Here is a 15,289-nt window from a genome sequence, read left to right as displayed (position 1 = left end):
ACCGCACCGTCTTCACCGCACCGTCTTCACCACGCCGTTCTCGCAGTACCGTTCACAGCCCGCGGAGCGCCGCCAGTTCCTCCGCGGTGAGCGAGCCCGGGGCGCGGCCGGTGCGGGCGAACTCCCCGGCCAGCCGCTGCAGCGCCTCGTTGAGCGGCGCCGCCACCCCGTGCAGCCGGGCCAGCAGCACGATCTCGCCGTTCAGGTGGTCGGCCTCGATCGAGCCGGTGCCGCGCGCCAGGCTCTGCCAGGACGACGAGCCGGTCCGCTCCTCGCCGTCCACCGGCTCCAGGCGCAGCGTCGCGCGCACCGCGCGGGCCTGCTCGGCCGGGTCGCGGTACGCGATGCCGGCCGCCGCCAGCACGGCCGCGCCCTCCGCGCCGGCCCGCTCCCGCAGCGCCCGCACCGCGTCGCCGCCGGTGTCGCCGGCCACCGCGTCCAGCGCGTTGCCGAGGTTGCCGAGCAGCTTGGTGTACTTCCAGCCCATCACGTCCGCCTCCACCGGGGCGCTGAAGCCCGAGGCGGCGAGGTCGGCGGCGATCGCGGCGGCCCGGGCGCCGCCGGTGCCGGACGGGTAGCCGCCCAGCCGCAGCACCCCGCTCACCGGTGTGCCGCCCGCGCTGACCCGGCCCGGCGCCAGATGGGTGGACGGCATCCACACGCACATCGCCAGCACCTCGCGGAACAGCCGCAGCGCGATCCGCTCGTTCTCCACCCCGTTCTGCGCGCACACCAGCGGCAGCCGCTCGGCGGCCGTACCGCCCCCGGCCACCGGCCGCGGCGCCCACGCGGCCAGCGCGGCCGCGGTGTCCTGCGTCTTCACGGCGAGCACCAGCACGTCGTCGGCCCGCAGCGCCACCTCCCGCGGATCGCCGGCCGCCGGGATCCGCAGCGTCCGCACGCCCTGCGGGGTGCCGAACCGCAGGCCCTCCGCGCGCAGCGCCGCCAGGTGCGCGCCGCGCGCGACCAGCACCACCTCGTGCCCGCCCTCGTGCAGCCGGGCACCGATCGTGCCGCCCACCGCACCCGCCCCGATGATGATGTACCGCATGGCGGAAGCATCCCACGCGCCCTGTGCGCCCCACGAGCCCCGTGCGGCCGGTGGCGGCCCGGCGGCGGCCCGGTGGTCACGCGCAGAGGCGGCTCGCGGTCACCGGGGTGAGGCCGGCCCTGCCGAGGCCGTCGAGGATGCCGGGCAGCGCGTCGACCGTGCAGCGGTGGCCCAGGTGCAGGGCGACCACCGAGCCGCCGCGCACCGAGCCGAGCACCCGGCGCTGGAGGTCGGCGGCGCCCGGGTCGGCGTAGTCGCGCGGGTCCACGTCGAAGGAGAGCACGTGCTCGTACCCGACCGCCTTCGCCTGCTCCCGCACCATCGGCGTCGCGTACTGGGCGGCGGACGGGCGGAACCAGCGGCCGATCGAGCCGGTGAGCCGCTGCAGCCGTTCCGCGCACTGGGCGATCTCGGCGCGCGCCCGGTCCGGTGCCATGGCGGAGATGTTCTGGTGGTTCTGGGTGTGGTTGCCCAGCTCGTGGCCGCCGTCCAGGATCCGCCGGGCCATCTGCGGCTGCTGGTCGAGCCAGCTGCCGACGACCATCACGGTGAGCCCGACACCGCGCTGCTCGGCGATCTCCAGCAGGGCGGTGGCGAGCGCCGGGTCGCCGCTGCCGTGGAAGGTCAGGGCGACGTTGCGGCCGGCGCGCGGCCCGTAGGCGACCTCGACGGGGGTGCCGGGCGCCAGCGGCGGCAGCACCGGCGCAGTGGGCGGCGCGGTGGCGGCGGCCGGGCTCGCCGGGGCGGTCGCGGTCGCGGTCGTGGCGGGCTCGGGGGAGGTGGGCCCCTCGCCGCCGGCCCAGGCCGGGTCCACGGTGCCCGACGGGTCCATGGTGCCCGGGCGCACCGCGAACGCGCCCGGGTCGGCCCGGCGGCGGCCGGTGTCGCCGCAGGCGGTGAGCAGGCCGCCGGCGGCGGTGAGGGCGGCCAGTTTGACGGTGGTGCGCAGGACGGTGCGCCGGTCGACAGTCATCGCCAGCCAGCATAGAGACGGCGCCACCCGGCGGCGACCGCCGGCCGCGGCCGGCCAGGGGAGTCCCGCGGACCGTCGTTGACGTGCACACACACCATGGTTCGGATGCTGCGGAAACCTGAACTACCGCTGTTTCGGCGGCGTTTCCTCGGTTACGATCACGGCGCACCGTGCGGCGGGGGGCCGCCGTCGGCCGCCTGCCGGTCGCGGGACACGGGGGCGCAATCCGTCCGGCGGTGGACACTCCGGACACGACGAACGCCAGGGGGCGGCAGATGACCGAGGACAGGACGGCGCAGCGCGACATCACCGGCACCGGCTGGGAGTGGGCGCGCGCCGAGGACTGGCGGCCGCCGACCGAGCTCGACACCGGGGTCCCGCACACCGCCCGGATGTACGACTACTACCTCGGCGGCAAGGACAACTTCGAGGCCGACCGCAAGGCCGCCGAAGCCGCCATCGCCGCCTACCCGGCGCTGCGGCTGCTGGCCCGCACCAACCGCGAGTTCCTCGGCCGCGCCGTCGAGTTCGCGGCCGGCCGGGGCATCCGGCAGTTCCTCGACATCGGCACCGGCATCCCCGCCGTCGGCTCCACCAGCGAGGTCGCCCGCCGGGCCGCGCCGGACGCCCGGGTCGTCTACGTCGACAACGACCCGATCGTCGCCACCCACGCGCGCGCCCTGCTGGCCGGCCACCCCGCCGGGCACACCTCGGTCATCGAGGCGGACCTGCGCGAGCCCGGGGCGATCCTCGAGCACCCCGCCCTGCGCGCCGCGATCGACCTCGGCGAACCGGTCGCCCTGATGCTGGTCGCCGTCCTGCACTTCGTCCGTGACGAGGACGGCGCCGAGCGGGTCGTGCGCACCCTGCGCGACGCCCTCGCGCCCGGCAGCGCGCTGATCCTCTCGCACGGCAGCCCCGACTTCGCCTCCCGGGAGAGCGCCGCCGAGGGCACCCGGGTCTACCGCAGCGCCAGCGCGCCGCTGGTGCTGCGCCCCCGCGCGGACGTCGAACCCTTCTTCGGGGACTTCGAGTTCGCCGGCCCCGGCCTGGTCCAGCTCCCGCTCTGGCGCCCGGAGGCCGGCCACATCCGCACCGCCGACCTCCCCGAGGGCTGGCAGGACGTCTCGGCCTACGCCGGCGTCGCCTTCAAGCGCTGATGACCCCCGGAGCCCCGCCGCTGCCCGAGGCCGCGGCCGCTCTGCTGGCCGCCGTCGACGCCCCGCCGCGGCTCACCGCCCACCTCGGGCTGGTCCACGAGGTCGCCGTGACGATCCTCGACCGGTGCGCCGAGTACGGGGCGGCGGTGGACCGGGAGGCGGTGCTGTTCGGCGCCGCCACCCACGACATCGGCAAGACCGTCCACCGCGAGGAGCTCTCCGCCCCCGGCTCGCTGCACGAGCGGGCCGGGCGCGAACTGCTGCTGGCCCACGGCGTACCGGAGCGCCTGGCCCGCTTCGCCGGCACCCACGGCAGCTGGGGCGCGCCCGGTGCCACCGTGGAGGACCTGCTGGTCAGCCTGGCCGACAAGGCGTGGAAGGACAGCCGGGTCCGCGACTTGGAGGACCGGGTGGTGGCCCGGCCGGCGCAGGCGGCCGGGCGCGAGCACTGGGAGGTGTTCCTCGCCCTCGACGACCTGCTCACCGCAATCGGCGCCGACGCCCCGCGGCGGCTGGCCGTCCAGGCCGCCCACCCGGTGGCCTGACCCGGCCGGCCCGCGCGCGGAAAACCGGGCGACGGGCCCGGCCCGGCGGTGTTAGCTTGCCGGGCATGCGAGCGCTGACCGATCCCGAGATCCGTGCGTCCTTCGTCAACTGCTCCAAGGGCGAGGCCCGGCGGCTCAACCTGCCCCGGGGGCTGGCCGAACTCCCCTGGGAGGACCTCGACTTCCTCGGCTGGCGGGACCAGGGCGCGCCCGACCGCGCTTACCTGGTCGCCGAGCACCGCGACGGGCTGGTCGGCGTCACCCTGCGGGTGCCCTCGTTCCGGCGGAGCCTGACCAAGACCAACGTCTGCTCGCTGTGCGTCACCGCCCACGCGGGCTCCGGCGTCGCGCTGCTCACCGCCCGCCGGGCCGGTGCGGCGGGGCGGGAGGGCAACACCGTCGGCACCTACATCTGCGCCGACCTCGCCTGCTCGCTCTACCTGCGCGGGCGCAAGAAGTCCGCGGCGGTCACCCGCCCCAACGAGTCGCTCCCGCTGGAGGAGCAGATCGCCCGTACGGTGGCCAACCTGGACGCCTTCCTGGCGCAGGTCCGCACCGACACCCTGGCCGCCTGAGCTGCGGCCGCGCGCCGCGGCCGGTGATCGGGCCCGGCGATCGGGCCCGGCGACGCGATGCGCCGCCGGGCCCGCTCACCGTGCGATCAGACCCAGATGGAGAGGCGGGCCGTGTACGGGGGGTACTCGAGGATGTCGCAGAAGTAGTTGAACGCCTCGCCCCGGGCCACCAGGGCCTTGCCCCCGGCGTGGCACGCCTCACCGCTCGAGTAGATGCCGACGTAGACGTAGCCGGTCGTCCTGGCCGTGGAGGCCTGGGCGGCCGGGGCGGCCATCAGCCCGCCCGCCGCGAGGAGTCCAGCCAGGGTCATGGTGGAAATCGCCTTGCGCACTGCCATGCCGTGCCTTCCTTCTTCGGACACGAGCGCCGGACTGCCCGCCCGGCGCTTCGCAGTGAGCCTCCTCCGCTGCCCGGACCCGGGGCAATGGTCGAGACCAATTCGGCAGGAACCTGCCGTGGCCTTGCGCGACGTCCCGCCGGACGCTTCACCGGCCGCGCAGCCCGTCCATCTCACGGCGGTCGCGCTTGGTCGGCCGCCCGGCGCCCCGGTCCCGCGCGCCGGGCGCGGCGACGAACTCGCGCGCCGGGCGCGGCGGGCTGTTGTCCACCAGGCACTGCGCCGCGACGTCCGCGCCGACCCGCTTGCGGATCAGCTTCGTCACCACGACCACCCGCTCCCACCCCTCCACGCGCACCCGGACCTCGTCCCCCGGCTTCAGCGCCTGCGCCGGCTTCGCCCGCTCGCCGTTGACCCGCACGTGCCCGGCCTTGCACGCCGCCGCCGCGGCCGACCGGGTCTTGGCGAGCCGCACCGACCAGATCCAGCTGTCCACCCGGACGCTTCCCTCGTCTTCGACCATCATCCGAGCCTAAGCCCCGGTCACCGGGCCCCCGCGCCGCCGGGCGCCTCCTGGACGGCCCACCCGTTGCCGTCCGGGTCGCTGAAGAAGACGAACGAGTTCCACGCCCCGCCCCGCCCGTCCACCCGGTCCCCGTCCTCGAAGTGCTGCACCGGACTCACCTCCACGCCCCGCGCCACCAGCTCCGCGTGCGCCCGGTCGATGTCCGGCACCACCAGCTGCAGCCCCTTCAGCGAGCCCGCCGGCGCTTCCGTCAGCCCCGTGCCCACCACGATCGAGCAGCTGGAGCCGGGCGGCGTCAGCTGCACCACCCGCACCCCGTCCCGGACCCGGCTGTCGTGGTCGACGGTGAAGCCGGCCTGTTCCTCGTAGAAGAGCTTCGCCCGGTCGACGTCCGTCACCGGGACCACCACCACCGCGAGCTTCCAGTCCATGGCCGGGCCCCTTCCGTCGGGCCCTTTCAGTATCGGCCGCCGCCCCGGTCGGCGCGCGGGCGTGGGTCGGCTAGCCTGGGCGGCGATGAACGACCTCGCCACCACCGCCGCGACCCCCTTCCCGACCCCGTGGGGCACCCTCGACCTCACCCGCCACCCCGAGGACCCGCGCGAGCGGCTGCGCGCCTGGGACGCCGCCGACGAGTACCTGCTGCGGCACCTGGCCGGCGAGGCCGACTCCGCCGAGGGCCGGGCCACCGCCCTGGCCGGCCGCGAGGTCACCGTCCTCGGCGACCGCTGGGGCGCGCTGACCACCGCCCTCGCCACCGCCCCCGCCGGGCACGCGCCCGCCCGGACCACCCAGATCAGCGACTCGTACCTCGCCCAGCGCGCCACCGCCGCCAACCTCGCCCGGGCCGGCGCCGACCCCGCCGCCGCGCGCCTGCTCACCACCCGCGACACCCCGCCCGAGCGGACCGACGTCCTGCTGGTGCGCGTCCCCAAGAGCCTCGCCCTGCTGGAGGACCAGCTGCACCGGCTCGCCCCGGCCCTCCACCCGGACACCGTGGTCCTAGGCACCGGCATGACCACCGAGATCCACACCTCCACCCTGACGCTCTTCGAGCGGATCCTCGGCCCCACCCGCACCTCGCTCGCCGTCCGCAAGGCCCGGCTGATCCTCTGCACCCCCGACCGGGCGCTCGACCCCGGCCCCAACCCCTGGCCGCACCGCTACGCCCTGCCCGGCGACATCGGCCCCGCCGCCGGGCGCACCGTGGTCAACCACGCCGGCACCTTCTGCGCCGACCGCCTCGACCTCGGCACCCGCTTCCTCCTCGCCCACCTGCCCACCGCCGCCCCCGGCGCCCGGATCGTCGACCTCGGCTGCGGCAACGGCGTGGTCGGCACCGCCGCCGCCCTGGCCGCCCCCGGCGCCGAGCTGGTCTTCGTCGACGAGTCCCACCAGGCGGTCGCCTCCGCCGAGGAGACCTTCCGCACCAACCTCGGCCCGCACGCCCCCGCCGAGTTCCTCACCGCCGACGCGCTCGCCGACGCGGGCGTGCCGGCCGGCTCGGTGGACCTCGTCCTCAACAACCCGCCGTTCCACTCCCACCAGGCCACCACCGACGCCACCGCCTGGCGGATGTTCACCGGCGCCCGCCGCGCGCTGCGCCCCGGCGGCGAGCTGTGGGTGGTCGGCAACCGCCACCTCGGCTACCACGTCAAGCTCCGCCGCCTGTTCGGCAACTGCCGGACGGTGGCGGGCAATCCGAAGTTCGTGGTGCTCAAGGCCGTCAAGCGCTGAGCCGCCCGCCCGGCCCGGCCCGGGTGAGCCGGGCCGGGCCGGCCCTGCGCATACTCCTTGCATGAATGTTCCGTGCTGCGTATATTCATGCCAAGACGAAGGAGGAACGCCATGGCATTGCGAGTCGCCGTCGCCGGCGCGAGCGGATACGCGGGCGGTGAGGTGCTGCGCCTGCTGCTCGGCCACCCGGAGGTGGAGATCGGGGCGCTGACCGGCGGCTCGAACGCGGGCACCCGGCTGGGGCTGCTGCAGCCGCACCTGCTGCCGCTGGCCGACCGGGTCCTGGAGCCGACCACCCCGGAGGTGCTGGCCGACCACGACGTGGTGTTCCTGGCGCTGCCGCACGGCCAGTCCGCCGCCGTCGCCGAGGCGCTCGGCGCGAACGTGCTGGTCGTCGACTGCGGCGCGGACTTCCGGCTCAGGGCCGCCGCCGACTGGGAGCAGTTCTACGGCTCCGCGCACGCCGGCACCTGGCCCTACGGCCTGCCCGAGCTGCCCGGCCACCGCGCCGCGCTCAAGGGGAGCAACCGGATCGCCGTCCCCGGCTGCTACCCGACGGCGGTCTCGCTCGCGCTGTTCCCCGCCTACGCGGCGGGCCTGGCCGAGCCCGAGGCGGTGGTCGTCGCCGCCTCCGGCACCTCCGGCGCCGGCAAGGCCGCCAAGACCCACCTGCTCGGCAGCGAGGTGATGGGCAGCGTCAGCGCCTACGGCGTCGGCGGCGTGCACCGGCACACCCCGGAGATGTCCCAGAACCTCACCCCGCTCGCGGGCGAGCCGGTCACCGTCTCCTTCACCCCCACCCTGGTCCCGATGCCGCGCGGCATCCTCGCCACCTGCTCCGCCAAGGCGAAGCCCGGGGTGGGCGCCGAGGAGCTGCGGGCCGCCTACGCCGAGGCGTACGCCGACGAGCCGTTCGTGCACCTGCTGCCCGCGGGCCAGTGGCCGCAGACCAGCAGCGTCTACGGCTCCAACGCCGCCCTGGTGCAGGTCGCCCTGGACGCGGCCGCCGGGCGGATCGTGGCGATCAGCGCGATCGACAACCTGGTCAAGGGCACCGCCGGCGGTGCGGTGCAGAGCATGAACATCGCCCTCGGCCTGCCCGAGGAGCTGGGCCTTCCCGTGAACGGAGTCGCACCGTGACCGACCACCAGAACGTCGGCGTCACCGCTGCCAAGGGCTTCCGGGCCGCCGGCGTCACCGCCGGGATCAAGGCCTCCGGGACCCCGGACCTCGCGCTCGTCGTCAACGACGGGCCCTCGCTGGCCGCCGCCGGCGTCTTCACCGCCAACCGGGTCAAGGCCGCCCCCGTGCTCTGGTCCGAGCAGGTCCTCAAGGGCGGCACGGTCTGCGCCGTCGTCCTCAACTCCGGCGGGGCCAACGCCTGCACCGGCCCGCTCGGCTTCCAGGACACCCACGCCACCGCCGAGAAGGCCGCCGAGGAGCTGAAGCTCAACGCCGGCGAGGTCGCCGTCGCCTCCACCGGCCTGATCGGCGTGCGGCTGCCGATGGACATCCTGCTGCCCGGCGTCGCCACGGCCGCCGCCGCGCTCAGCGCCACCGGCGGCGAGCAGGCCGCGATCGCCATCAAGACCACCGACACCGTGCACAAGACCGCGCAGGTCACCAGCCCGGCCGGCTGGACGGTCGGCGGCATGGCCAAGGGCGCCGGCATGCTCGCCCCGAGCCTGGCCACCATGCTGGTCGTGCTCACCACCGACGCCGAGGCGGACGCCGCCGCCCTGGACGCCGCGCTGCGCGGCGCCACCCGCACCACCTTCGACCGGATCGACTCCGACGGCTGCATGTCCACCAACGACACCGTGCTGCTGCTCGCCTCGGGCGCCTCCGGCACCGTCCCGGACCGGGCCGAGTTCGACGAGGCCGTGCGCACCGTCTGCGCCGACCTGGCCCGCCAGCTGATCGGCGACGCCGAGGGCGCCAGCAAGGACATCCGGATCGACGTCACCGGCGCCGCCGGTGAGCAGGAGGCCGTCGACGTCGCCCGGGTGATCGGCCGCAACAACCTGCTCAAGTGCGCCATCCACGGCGAGGACCCCAACTGGGGCCGGGTGCTGGCCGCGATCGGCACCACCGACGCCACCTTCGACCCCGACCGCCTGGACGTCGCCATCAACGGCGTCTGGGTCTGCCGGGACGGCAGCGTGGGGGAGGACCGCGACCTGGTCGACATGACCGGCCGCGAGGTCGTCATCACCGCACACCTCAACGCCGGCGACGCCGCGGCCAGCCTGTGGACCAACGACCTCACCGCCGACTACGTGCACGAGAACAGCGCCTACTCCACCTGACAGCCGCCATCGAGCCGGGAAGCAGAACTGTGCAGATCGCACCCAAGGGCGAACAGGCCCGCAACAACACCGCGTTGCCCAAGGCCATGACGCTCATCGAGGCCCTGCCGTGGCTGGCGCGCTTCCACGGCAAGACCATCGTGATCAAGTTCGGCGGCAACGCCATGGTCGACGAGGAGCTCAAGGCCGCCTTCGCCAAGGACGTCGTCTTCCTGCGCTTCGCCGGCCTGCACCCGGTCGTGGTGCACGGCGGCGGCCCGCAGATCAGCGCCCAGCTCGAGCGGCTCGGCCTGGAGTCCTCGTTCACCAACGGCCTGCGGGTCACCACCCCCGAGACCATGGACGTGGTCCGGATGGTGCTCGCCGGCCAGGTGCAGCGCGATCTCGTCGGCCTGCTCAACGAGCACGGCCCGTTCGCGGTCGGCCTGACCGGCGAGGACGCGCACACCATGACCGCCGTCAAGCGGTACGCGGTGGTCGACGGCGAGCAGGTCGACATCGGCCTGGTCGGCGACATCGTCAACATCGAGGCCGGTGCCGTGAAGGCGCTCCTCTCCGACGGCCGCATCCCGGTGATCTCCTCGATCGCCCGCGGCGCCGACGGCCACGTCTACAACATCAACGCCGACACCGCCGCCGCCGCGCTCGCGGTCGCGCTCGGCGCCGAGATGCTCGTCGTCCTCACCGACGTCGAGGGCCTCTACAAGGACTGGCCGAACTCCGACGACGTGATCAGCCAGCTCGACGCCTCCGAGCTGGAGGAACTGCTGCCCACCCTGTCCAGCGGGATGCTGCCCAAGATGGAGGGCTGCCTGCGCGCCGTGCGCTCCGGCGTCGGCACCGCCCGCGTGCTGGACGGCCGGGTGCCGCACAGCCTGCTGCTGGAGATCTTCACCGACGAGGGCATCGGCACGATGGTCGTGCCCGCCGACGAACCGACCGTGACCGGGGGACTCGCATGACTTCCAACGCCCAGCTCACCGAGCGGTGGCAGCACTCCTTCACCGACAACTACGGCACCCCCCGGATCCCGCTGGTCCGCGGCGAGGGCAGCACGCTCTGGGACGCCGACGGCAAGGCGTACACCGACCTGCTCGGCGGCATCGCCGTCAACGCCCTCGGTACCGCCCACCCGGCGGTCGTCGAGGCCGTCAGCCGGCAGATCGCCACCCTCGGCCACGTCTCCAACCTCTTCATCGCCGAGCCCACCGTCGCCCTCGCCGAGCGGCTGCTGCGCCTGGACGGTCGCCCGGGCCGGGTGTTCTTCTGCAACTCCGGCGCCGAGGCCAACGAGGCCGCCTTCAAGATCAGCCGCCGCACCGGCCGCACCCACCTGGTCGCCCTGGAGGGCGGTTTCCACGGCCGCACCATGGGCGCCCTCGCGCTCACCGGCCAGCCCGCCAAGCAGGAGCCGTTCCGCCCGCTGCCCGGCGACGTCACGCACGTCCCGTTCGGCGACGTCGAGGCGCTGCGCGCGGCCGTCACCACCGGGACCGCCGCCGTCTTCCTGGAGCCGATCCAGGGCGAGAACGGCGCGATCCCGCTGCCCGACGGCTATCTGGCCGCCGCCCGCGAGATCACCCGCGCCACCGGCACCCTGCTCGTCCTGGACGAGATCCAGACCGGCGTCGGCCGCACCGGCCACTGGTTCGCCCACCAGGCGTCCGAGGGCATCGAGCCGGACGTCGTCACGCTCGCCAAGGCGCTCGGCGGCGGCCTGCCGATGGGCGCGGTGCTGGCCTTCGGCGCGGCGGCCGAGCTGCTCACCCCGGGCCAGCACGGCACCACCTTCGGCGGCAACCCGGTGGCCGCGGCGGCCGGCCTCGCGGTGCTCGACACCATCGAGTCCCAGGGCCTGCTGGAGCACGCCCGCAAGATCGGCGAGCGGCTGCGGCACGGCGTGGAGGCGCTCGGCGACCCGCTGGTCTCGCACGTGCGCGGGGCCGGGATGCTGCTGGGCATCGTGCTCACCGCGCCGGTGTCGGCGAAGATCCAGGCGGGCCTGCAGGAGGCCGGCTTCCTGGTGAACGCCGCGGTGCCGGACGCGGTGCGCCTCGCGCCGCCGCTGGTGCTCACCGAGCAGGAGGCGGACGCGTTCCTGGCGGCGCTGCCGGCCGTGCTGCGGGCCGTCCGCGCGGACGCCCCGGACGATGCGAACCGCGGGTAGTCCGGGAGAATAATCACATGACCGTACCCAACTCCGGGCAGCCCGCCGCCGGCCCGTCGCCGCAGGTGCCGCAGACCCGCACCGCGCGCCACCGACGGATCGTGGACCTGCTCACCCGCCAGCCCGTGCGCTCGCAGAGCCAGCTCGCCAAGCTGCTCGCCGACGACGGACTCGTGGTCACCCAGGCCACCCTCTCCAGGGACCTGGACGAGCTGGGCGCGGTGAAGATCCGCAGCCGGGACGGCGCGCTCATCTACGCCGTCCCGGCCGAGGGGGGCGACCGCACCCCGCGCGCGCCGATGGGGGAGTCCGCCACCGAGGGCCGGATGGCCCGGCTGGCCGGCGAGCTCATGGTCTCCGCCACCGCCTCGGGCAACCTGGTGGTGCTACGCACGCCGCCGGGCGCGGCGCAGTTCCTGGCCTCGGCGATCGACCAGGCGGAGGTGTTCGAGATCATCGGCACCATCGCCGGCGACGACACCGTCCTGCTGATCAGCCGCGACCCCTTCGGCGGCCAGGCCCTCGCCGACCACCTCATGCAGCTCGCCCAGGCGAAGGTGCAGTAGCCCCCGCTCCACCCCTGTGGGCCCGGTCGCGACCGGGCCCACAGGCGCATCCGGAACCCGCCTGGACATCGCGCTTTGAATTTCATACGGAGTAGTGCATACTTATGCCTATCGCCGTAAGCCTGTTCGCACAGTTGTGAAGGAGAAAGCCGTGACCGAGCGCGTCGTACTCGCCTACTCGGGCGGTCTGGACACGTCCGTCTGCATCGGCTGGATCGCCGAGGAGACGGGCGCGGAGGTCATCGCCGTCGCCGTCGACGTCGGCCAGGGCGGCGAGGACCTGGACGTCATCCGCCAGCGGGCGCTGGACTGCGGCGCCGTCGAGGCCGAGGTCGCCGACGCCCGCGAGGAGTTCGCCGACGAGTACTGCCTGCCGGCCCTCAAGGCCAACGCCCTCTACCAGGGCGAGTACCCGCTGGTGTCCGCCCTCTCGCGGCCCGTCATCGTCAAGCACCTGGTCGCCGCCGCGCAGAAGCACGGCGCCACCACCGTCGCCCACGGCTGCACCGGCAAGGGCAACGACCAGGTCCGCTTCGAGGTCGGCATCAACTCCCTCGCCCCGGGCCTCAAGTGCATCGCCCCGGTCCGCGACTACGCGATGACCCGGGACAAGGCCATCGCCTTCGCCGAGGCCAAGGGCCTGCCGATCGCCACCACCAAGAAGTCCCCGTACTCGATCGACCAGAACGTCTTCGGACGGGCCGTCGAGACCGGCTTCCTGGAGGACATCTGGAACGCCCCGATCGAGGACGTCTACGAGTACACCCAGAACCCGGCCACCCCGCGCGAGGCCGACGAGGTGGTCATCACCTTCGACGCCGGCGTCCCGGTCGCCGTCGACGGCCGCAAGGTCACCGTCCTGCAGGCCATCGAGGAGCTCAACAAGCGGGCCGGCGCCCACGGCATCGGCCGCCTCGACATGGTCGAGGACCGGCTGGTCGGCATCAAGTCCCGGGAGATCTACGAGGCCCCCGGCGCGATCGCCCTGATCACCGCCCACCAGGCGCTGGAGAACGTCACCGTCGAGCGCGAACTCGCCCGCTACAAGCGGCAGGTCGAGCAGCGCTGGGCCGAGCTGGTCTACGACGGCCTGTGGTTCTCCCCGCTCAAGCGCGCCCTCGACGGCTTCGTCGACGAGGCCAACCAGCACGTCTCCGGCGACATCCGGATGGTCCTGCACGGCGGCCGGGCCGTCGTCAACGGCCGCAGGTCCGACCAGTCGCTGTACGACTTCAACCTCGCCACCTACGACACCGGCGACACCTTCGACCAGTCGATGTCCAAGGGCTTCATCGAGATCTTCGGCCTCTCCTCGAAGATCGCCGCCCGGCGCGACCTGGGCTGATCCGCCCTCCGGCCCCGGCCGCACCCCTCCCGCGGGGTCCGGCCGGGGCCACCCCCGAACCTCTCTTCCCGCACGTCAGCAAGGAGCCAGCGATGTCCGCCGACCAGACCGCCTCCGGTGGCGACGTCCGCCTCTGGGGCGCCCGCTTCGCCGACGGCCCGTCCGAGGCCCTCGCCAGGCTCTCCGCCTCGGTGCACTTCGACTGGCGCCTCGCCCCCTACGACATCGCCGGCTCCAAGGCCCACGCCCGCGTCCTGCACCGGGCCGGCCTGCTCACCGACGACGAACTCGCCGCCATGCACGACGGACTCGACCGGCTGCTCGCCGACGTCGAGGCCGGCACCTTCACCGGCACCATCGCCGACGAGGACGTCCACACCGCCCTGGAGCGCGGCCTGCTGGAGCGCCTCGGCCCCGACCTCGGCGGCAAGCTGCGGGCCGGCCGCTCCCGCAACGACCAGATCGCCACCCTCTTCCGGATGTACCTGCGGGACCACGCGAAGACCATCGGCGCCCTGCTGCTCGACCTCCAGCACGCCCTGGTCGGCCTCGCCGAGGCCCACCCGGACACCGCCATGCCGGGCCGCACCCACCTCCAGCACGCCCAGCCCGTGCTCTTCGCCCACCACGTCCTCGCGCACGTGCAGGCCCTCGGCCGCGACGCCGAGCGGCTGCGCCAGTGGGACGCCCGCACCGCCGTCTCCCCCTACGGCTCCGGGGCCCTGGCCGGCTCCTCGCTCGGCCTCGACCCGCAGGCCGTCGCCGCCGACCTCGGCTTCGAGGGCGGCTCCGTCGGCAACTCCATCGACGGCACCGCCTCGCGCGACTTCGTCGCCGAATTCGCCTTCGTCACCGCGATGATCGGGATCAACCTCTCCCGCATCGCGGAGGAGGTGATCATCTGGAACACCAAGGAGTTCGGCTTCATCACGCTGCACGACGCCTTCTCCACCGGCTCGTCGATCATGCCGCAGAAGAAGAACCCCGACATCGCCGAACTCGCCCGCGGCAAGTCCGGCCGGCTCATCGGCAACCTCACCGGCCTGCTCGCCACCCTCAAGGCCCTCCCGCTCGCCTACAACCGCGACCTGCAGGAGGACAAGGAGCCGGTCTTCGACTCCTGCGACACCCTCGAAGTCCTGCTGCCCGCCTTCACCGGCATGATGGCCACCCTCACCGTCCACCGCGAGCGCCTCGAGGAGCTCGCCCCGGCCGGCTTCTCCCTCGCCACCGACATCGCCGAATGGCTCGTCAAGCAGGGCGTGCCGTTCCGCGTCGCCCACGAGGTCGCCGGCGCCTGCGTCAAGGAGTGCGAGGCCCGGGGCATCGAACTCGGCGACCTGACGGACGCCCAGTTCGCCGACATCTCCGAGCACCTCACCCCCGAGGTCCGCACCGTGCTCAGCGTCCACGGCGCCATCGCCGCCCGCAACGGCCGCGGCGGCACCGCCCCGAGCGCCGTCGCCGTCCAGCTCACCGAGGTCAAGGCCGACCTCGCCGCCCAGCAGGAGTGGGCGACCGGCTGACCGGACCCCACCACCCGGGGAGGGGCGCGGCGGACGAACCGCCGCGCCCCTCCCGCGCGCACGCCACCGCGACTCCGTAACCGGCGCGGCCCCCGCCCGGTCAACCACGGTATGCGCACCGACCCCCCGCCCCTCCCGTCCCACCCGTCGGCCGAGGACGAGGTCCTGGCCGGCCTGCGCCGCCGCCTCCTTCGCGAGGCCGTCGCCGCGCTGCCCGGCCGCTGCCCGCAACTGGTCGCCGCCCTCGCCGAGGACCCGCCGCCGACCTACCGCGAGCTCTCCCACCGCCTCGGCATGCCGCGCGGCTCCATCGGCCCCACCCGCGCCCGCTGCCTGGCCTGCCTGCGCGCCCTGCTGCGCACCGAGCGCTACGCCTGACCCGCCGCGCCGTGACCCCCCTCACCCGCGCCCCGCCGCCCCGCCCTCACCCGCTCGGACGTGACGCTCGCCACGTTCTCCCCTCCCGCACCA

General features: G+C 74.6%; 17 protein-coding genes. 12 read left to right on the top strand and 5 right to left on the bottom strand.

Annotated elements, in window-relative coordinates:
* Positions 1-52 precede the first annotated feature (52 nt).
* Both ACFCLZ_RS08810 and ACFCLZ_RS08805 read right to left on the bottom strand, forming a co-directional pair.
* On the bottom strand, positions 53-1,051 hold the full coding sequence (locus ACFCLZ_RS08810) for a ketopantoate reductase family protein (protein WP_380284238.1): 999 nt from the start codon (positions 1,049-1,051) through the stop codon (positions 53-55).
* Between the two features lie 76 nt (positions 1,052-1,127).
* Positions 1,128-2,024, bottom strand: coding sequence for a polysaccharide deacetylase family protein (locus ACFCLZ_RS08805; protein ID WP_380284237.1), 897 nt, complete (start codon positions 2,022-2,024; stop codon positions 1,128-1,130).
* 275 nt (positions 2,025-2,299) lie between these two features.
* On the opposite strand from ACFCLZ_RS08805, the gene ACFCLZ_RS08800 reads away from it, so the two are divergent.
* From ACFCLZ_RS08800 to ACFCLZ_RS08790, 3 genes are all read left to right on the top strand, one after another.
* Positions 2,300-3,184, top strand: a complete 885-nt coding sequence (locus ACFCLZ_RS08800; protein ID WP_380284236.1) for an SAM-dependent methyltransferase — start codon at positions 2,300-2,302, stop codon at positions 3,182-3,184.
* Positions 3,184-3,729 (top strand): HD domain-containing protein, encoded by a 546-nt coding sequence (locus ACFCLZ_RS08795; protein WP_380284235.1) that lies wholly within the window; start codon positions 3,184-3,186, stop codon positions 3,727-3,729. Before ACFCLZ_RS08800 ends, ACFCLZ_RS08795 begins: the two co-directional genes overlap by 1 nt.
* Before the next feature lie 65 nt (positions 3,730-3,794).
* Entirely contained in the window at positions 3,795-4,304 is a 510-nt protein-coding gene (locus ACFCLZ_RS08790) for an FBP domain-containing protein (protein ID WP_380284234.1), read from the top strand.
* 86 nt (positions 4,305-4,390) lie between these two features.
* Here ACFCLZ_RS08790 and ACFCLZ_RS08785 read toward each other — a convergent pair whose 3' ends face one another.
* The 3 genes from ACFCLZ_RS08785 to ACFCLZ_RS08775 all read right to left on the bottom strand — a co-directional run bounded on the left by ACFCLZ_RS08785 (position 4,391) and on the right by ACFCLZ_RS08775 (position 5,599).
* A complete protein-coding gene (locus tag ACFCLZ_RS08785) occupies positions 4,391-4,642 on the bottom strand; it encodes a hypothetical protein (RefSeq protein WP_380284233.1) in 252 nt (83 codons plus the stop codon).
* A gap of 148 nt (positions 4,643-4,790) precedes the next feature.
* Entirely contained in the window at positions 4,791-5,165 is a 375-nt protein-coding gene (locus tag ACFCLZ_RS08780; protein WP_380284232.1) for an RNA-binding S4 domain-containing protein, read from the bottom strand.
* 20 nt (positions 5,166-5,185) lie between these two features.
* A complete protein-coding gene (locus ACFCLZ_RS08775) occupies positions 5,186-5,599 on the bottom strand; it encodes a VOC family protein (protein WP_380284230.1) in 414 nt (137 codons plus the stop codon).
* Positions 5,600-5,684: 85 nt separating this feature from the next.
* Here ACFCLZ_RS08775 and ACFCLZ_RS08770 point away from each other — a divergent pair, with 85 nt between their 5' ends.
* The 9 genes from ACFCLZ_RS08770 to ACFCLZ_RS08730 all read left to right on the top strand — a co-directional run bounded on the left by ACFCLZ_RS08770 (position 5,685) and on the right by ACFCLZ_RS08730 (position 15,196).
* Complete coding sequence (locus tag ACFCLZ_RS08770) at positions 5,685-6,905, top strand: methyltransferase (protein ID WP_380284229.1); 1,221 nt, start codon at positions 5,685-5,687, stop codon at positions 6,903-6,905.
* A 111-nt stretch (positions 6,906-7,016) separates the two neighbouring features.
* Positions 7,017-8,045: an N-acetyl-gamma-glutamyl-phosphate reductase gene (gene argC, locus ACFCLZ_RS08765; RefSeq protein WP_380284228.1), complete on the top strand. Its 1,029-nt coding sequence runs from the start codon at positions 7,017-7,019 to the stop codon at positions 8,043-8,045.
* Positions 8,042-9,214 carry a bifunctional glutamate N-acetyltransferase/amino-acid acetyltransferase ArgJ gene (gene argJ / locus ACFCLZ_RS08760; protein WP_380284227.1) on the top strand — a complete coding sequence of 391 codons (1,173 nt, stop codon included), beginning with the start codon at positions 8,042-8,044 and terminating at the stop codon, positions 9,212-9,214. The genes argC and argJ overlap by 4 nt, the downstream gene beginning before the upstream one ends.
* Before the next feature lie 86 nt (positions 9,215-9,300).
* Positions 9,301-10,176, top strand: a complete 876-nt coding sequence (gene argB, locus ACFCLZ_RS08755; RefSeq protein ID WP_380286115.1) for an acetylglutamate kinase — start codon at positions 9,301-9,303, stop codon at positions 10,174-10,176.
* Positions 10,173-11,381, top strand: a complete 1,209-nt coding sequence (locus ACFCLZ_RS08750; protein ID WP_380284226.1) for an acetylornithine transaminase — start codon at positions 10,173-10,175, stop codon at positions 11,379-11,381. The genes argB and ACFCLZ_RS08750 overlap by 4 nt, the downstream gene beginning before the upstream one ends.
* Positions 11,382-11,398: 17 nt before the next feature.
* Positions 11,399-11,947 carry an arginine repressor gene (locus tag ACFCLZ_RS08745; RefSeq protein WP_380284225.1) on the top strand — a complete coding sequence of 183 codons (549 nt, stop codon included), beginning with the start codon at positions 11,399-11,401 and terminating at the stop codon, positions 11,945-11,947.
* Between the two features lie 151 nt (positions 11,948-12,098).
* Complete coding sequence (locus ACFCLZ_RS08740; RefSeq protein ID WP_380284224.1) at positions 12,099-13,292, top strand: argininosuccinate synthase; 1,194 nt, start codon at positions 12,099-12,101, stop codon at positions 13,290-13,292.
* Between the two features lie 92 nt (positions 13,293-13,384).
* Positions 13,385-14,818, top strand: coding sequence for an argininosuccinate lyase (argH, locus tag ACFCLZ_RS08735; RefSeq protein ID WP_380284223.1), 1,434 nt, complete (start codon positions 13,385-13,387; stop codon positions 14,816-14,818).
* A gap of 111 nt (positions 14,819-14,929) precedes the next feature.
* A complete protein-coding gene (locus ACFCLZ_RS08730; protein WP_380284221.1) occupies positions 14,930-15,196 on the top strand; it encodes a hypothetical protein in 267 nt (88 codons plus the stop codon).
* The last annotated feature ends 93 nt before the right edge of the window (positions 15,197-15,289 follow it).

The organism is Kitasatospora purpeofusca, from assembly GCF_042691725.1.
GTDB classification, from domain to species: Bacteria; Actinomycetota; Actinomycetes; order Streptomycetales; family Streptomycetaceae; genus Kitasatospora; species Kitasatospora purpeofusca_B.
The sequence above is the reverse complement of the archived record's forward strand: the minus strand, read 5'-3'. Positions and strand labels throughout refer to the sequence as shown.

Excerpts from the sequence above, each read along its gene's own strand:
- ACFCLZ_RS08775 (WP_380284230.1), bottom strand. The coding sequence starts at position 5,599 with ATGGACTGGAAGCTCGCGGTGGTGGTGGTCCCGGTGACGGACGTCGAC.
- argH (WP_380284223.1), top strand. The coding sequence starts at position 13,385 with ATGTCCGCCGACCAGACCGCCTCCGGTGGCGACGTCCGCCTCTGGGGC.
- ACFCLZ_RS08805 (WP_380284237.1), bottom strand. The coding sequence starts at position 2,024 with ATGACTGTCGACCGGCGCACCGTCCTGCGCACCACCGTCAAACTGGCC.
- argC (WP_380284228.1), top strand. The coding sequence starts at position 7,017 with ATGGCATTGCGAGTCGCCGTCGCCGGCGCGAGCGGATACGCGGGCGGT.
- ACFCLZ_RS08780 (WP_380284232.1), bottom strand. The coding sequence starts at position 5,165 with ATGGTCGAAGACGAGGGAAGCGTCCGGGTGGACAGCTGGATCTGGTCG.
- ACFCLZ_RS08770 (WP_380284229.1), top strand. The coding sequence starts at position 5,685 with ATGAACGACCTCGCCACCACCGCCGCGACCCCCTTCCCGACCCCGTGG.
- ACFCLZ_RS08795 (WP_380284235.1), top strand. The coding sequence starts at position 3,184 with ATGACCCCCGGAGCCCCGCCGCTGCCCGAGGCCGCGGCCGCTCTGCTG.
- ACFCLZ_RS08810 (WP_380284238.1), bottom strand. The coding sequence starts at position 1,051 with ATGCGGTACATCATCATCGGGGCGGGTGCGGTGGGCGGCACGATCGGT.
- ACFCLZ_RS08750 (WP_380284226.1), top strand. The coding sequence starts at position 10,173 with ATGACTTCCAACGCCCAGCTCACCGAGCGGTGGCAGCACTCCTTCACC.
- ACFCLZ_RS08800 (WP_380284236.1), top strand. The coding sequence starts at position 2,300 with ATGACCGAGGACAGGACGGCGCAGCGCGACATCACCGGCACCGGCTGG.
- ACFCLZ_RS08785 (WP_380284233.1), bottom strand. The coding sequence starts at position 4,642 with ATGGCAGTGCGCAAGGCGATTTCCACCATGACCCTGGCTGGACTCCTC.
- ACFCLZ_RS08790 (WP_380284234.1), top strand. The coding sequence starts at position 3,795 with ATGCGAGCGCTGACCGATCCCGAGATCCGTGCGTCCTTCGTCAACTGC.
- argB (WP_380286115.1), top strand. The coding sequence starts at position 9,301 with ATGACGCTCATCGAGGCCCTGCCGTGGCTGGCGCGCTTCCACGGCAAG.
- ACFCLZ_RS08745 (WP_380284225.1), top strand. The coding sequence starts at position 11,399 with ATGACCGTACCCAACTCCGGGCAGCCCGCCGCCGGCCCGTCGCCGCAG.
- ACFCLZ_RS08730 (WP_380284221.1), top strand. The coding sequence starts at position 14,930 with ATGCGCACCGACCCCCCGCCCCTCCCGTCCCACCCGTCGGCCGAGGAC.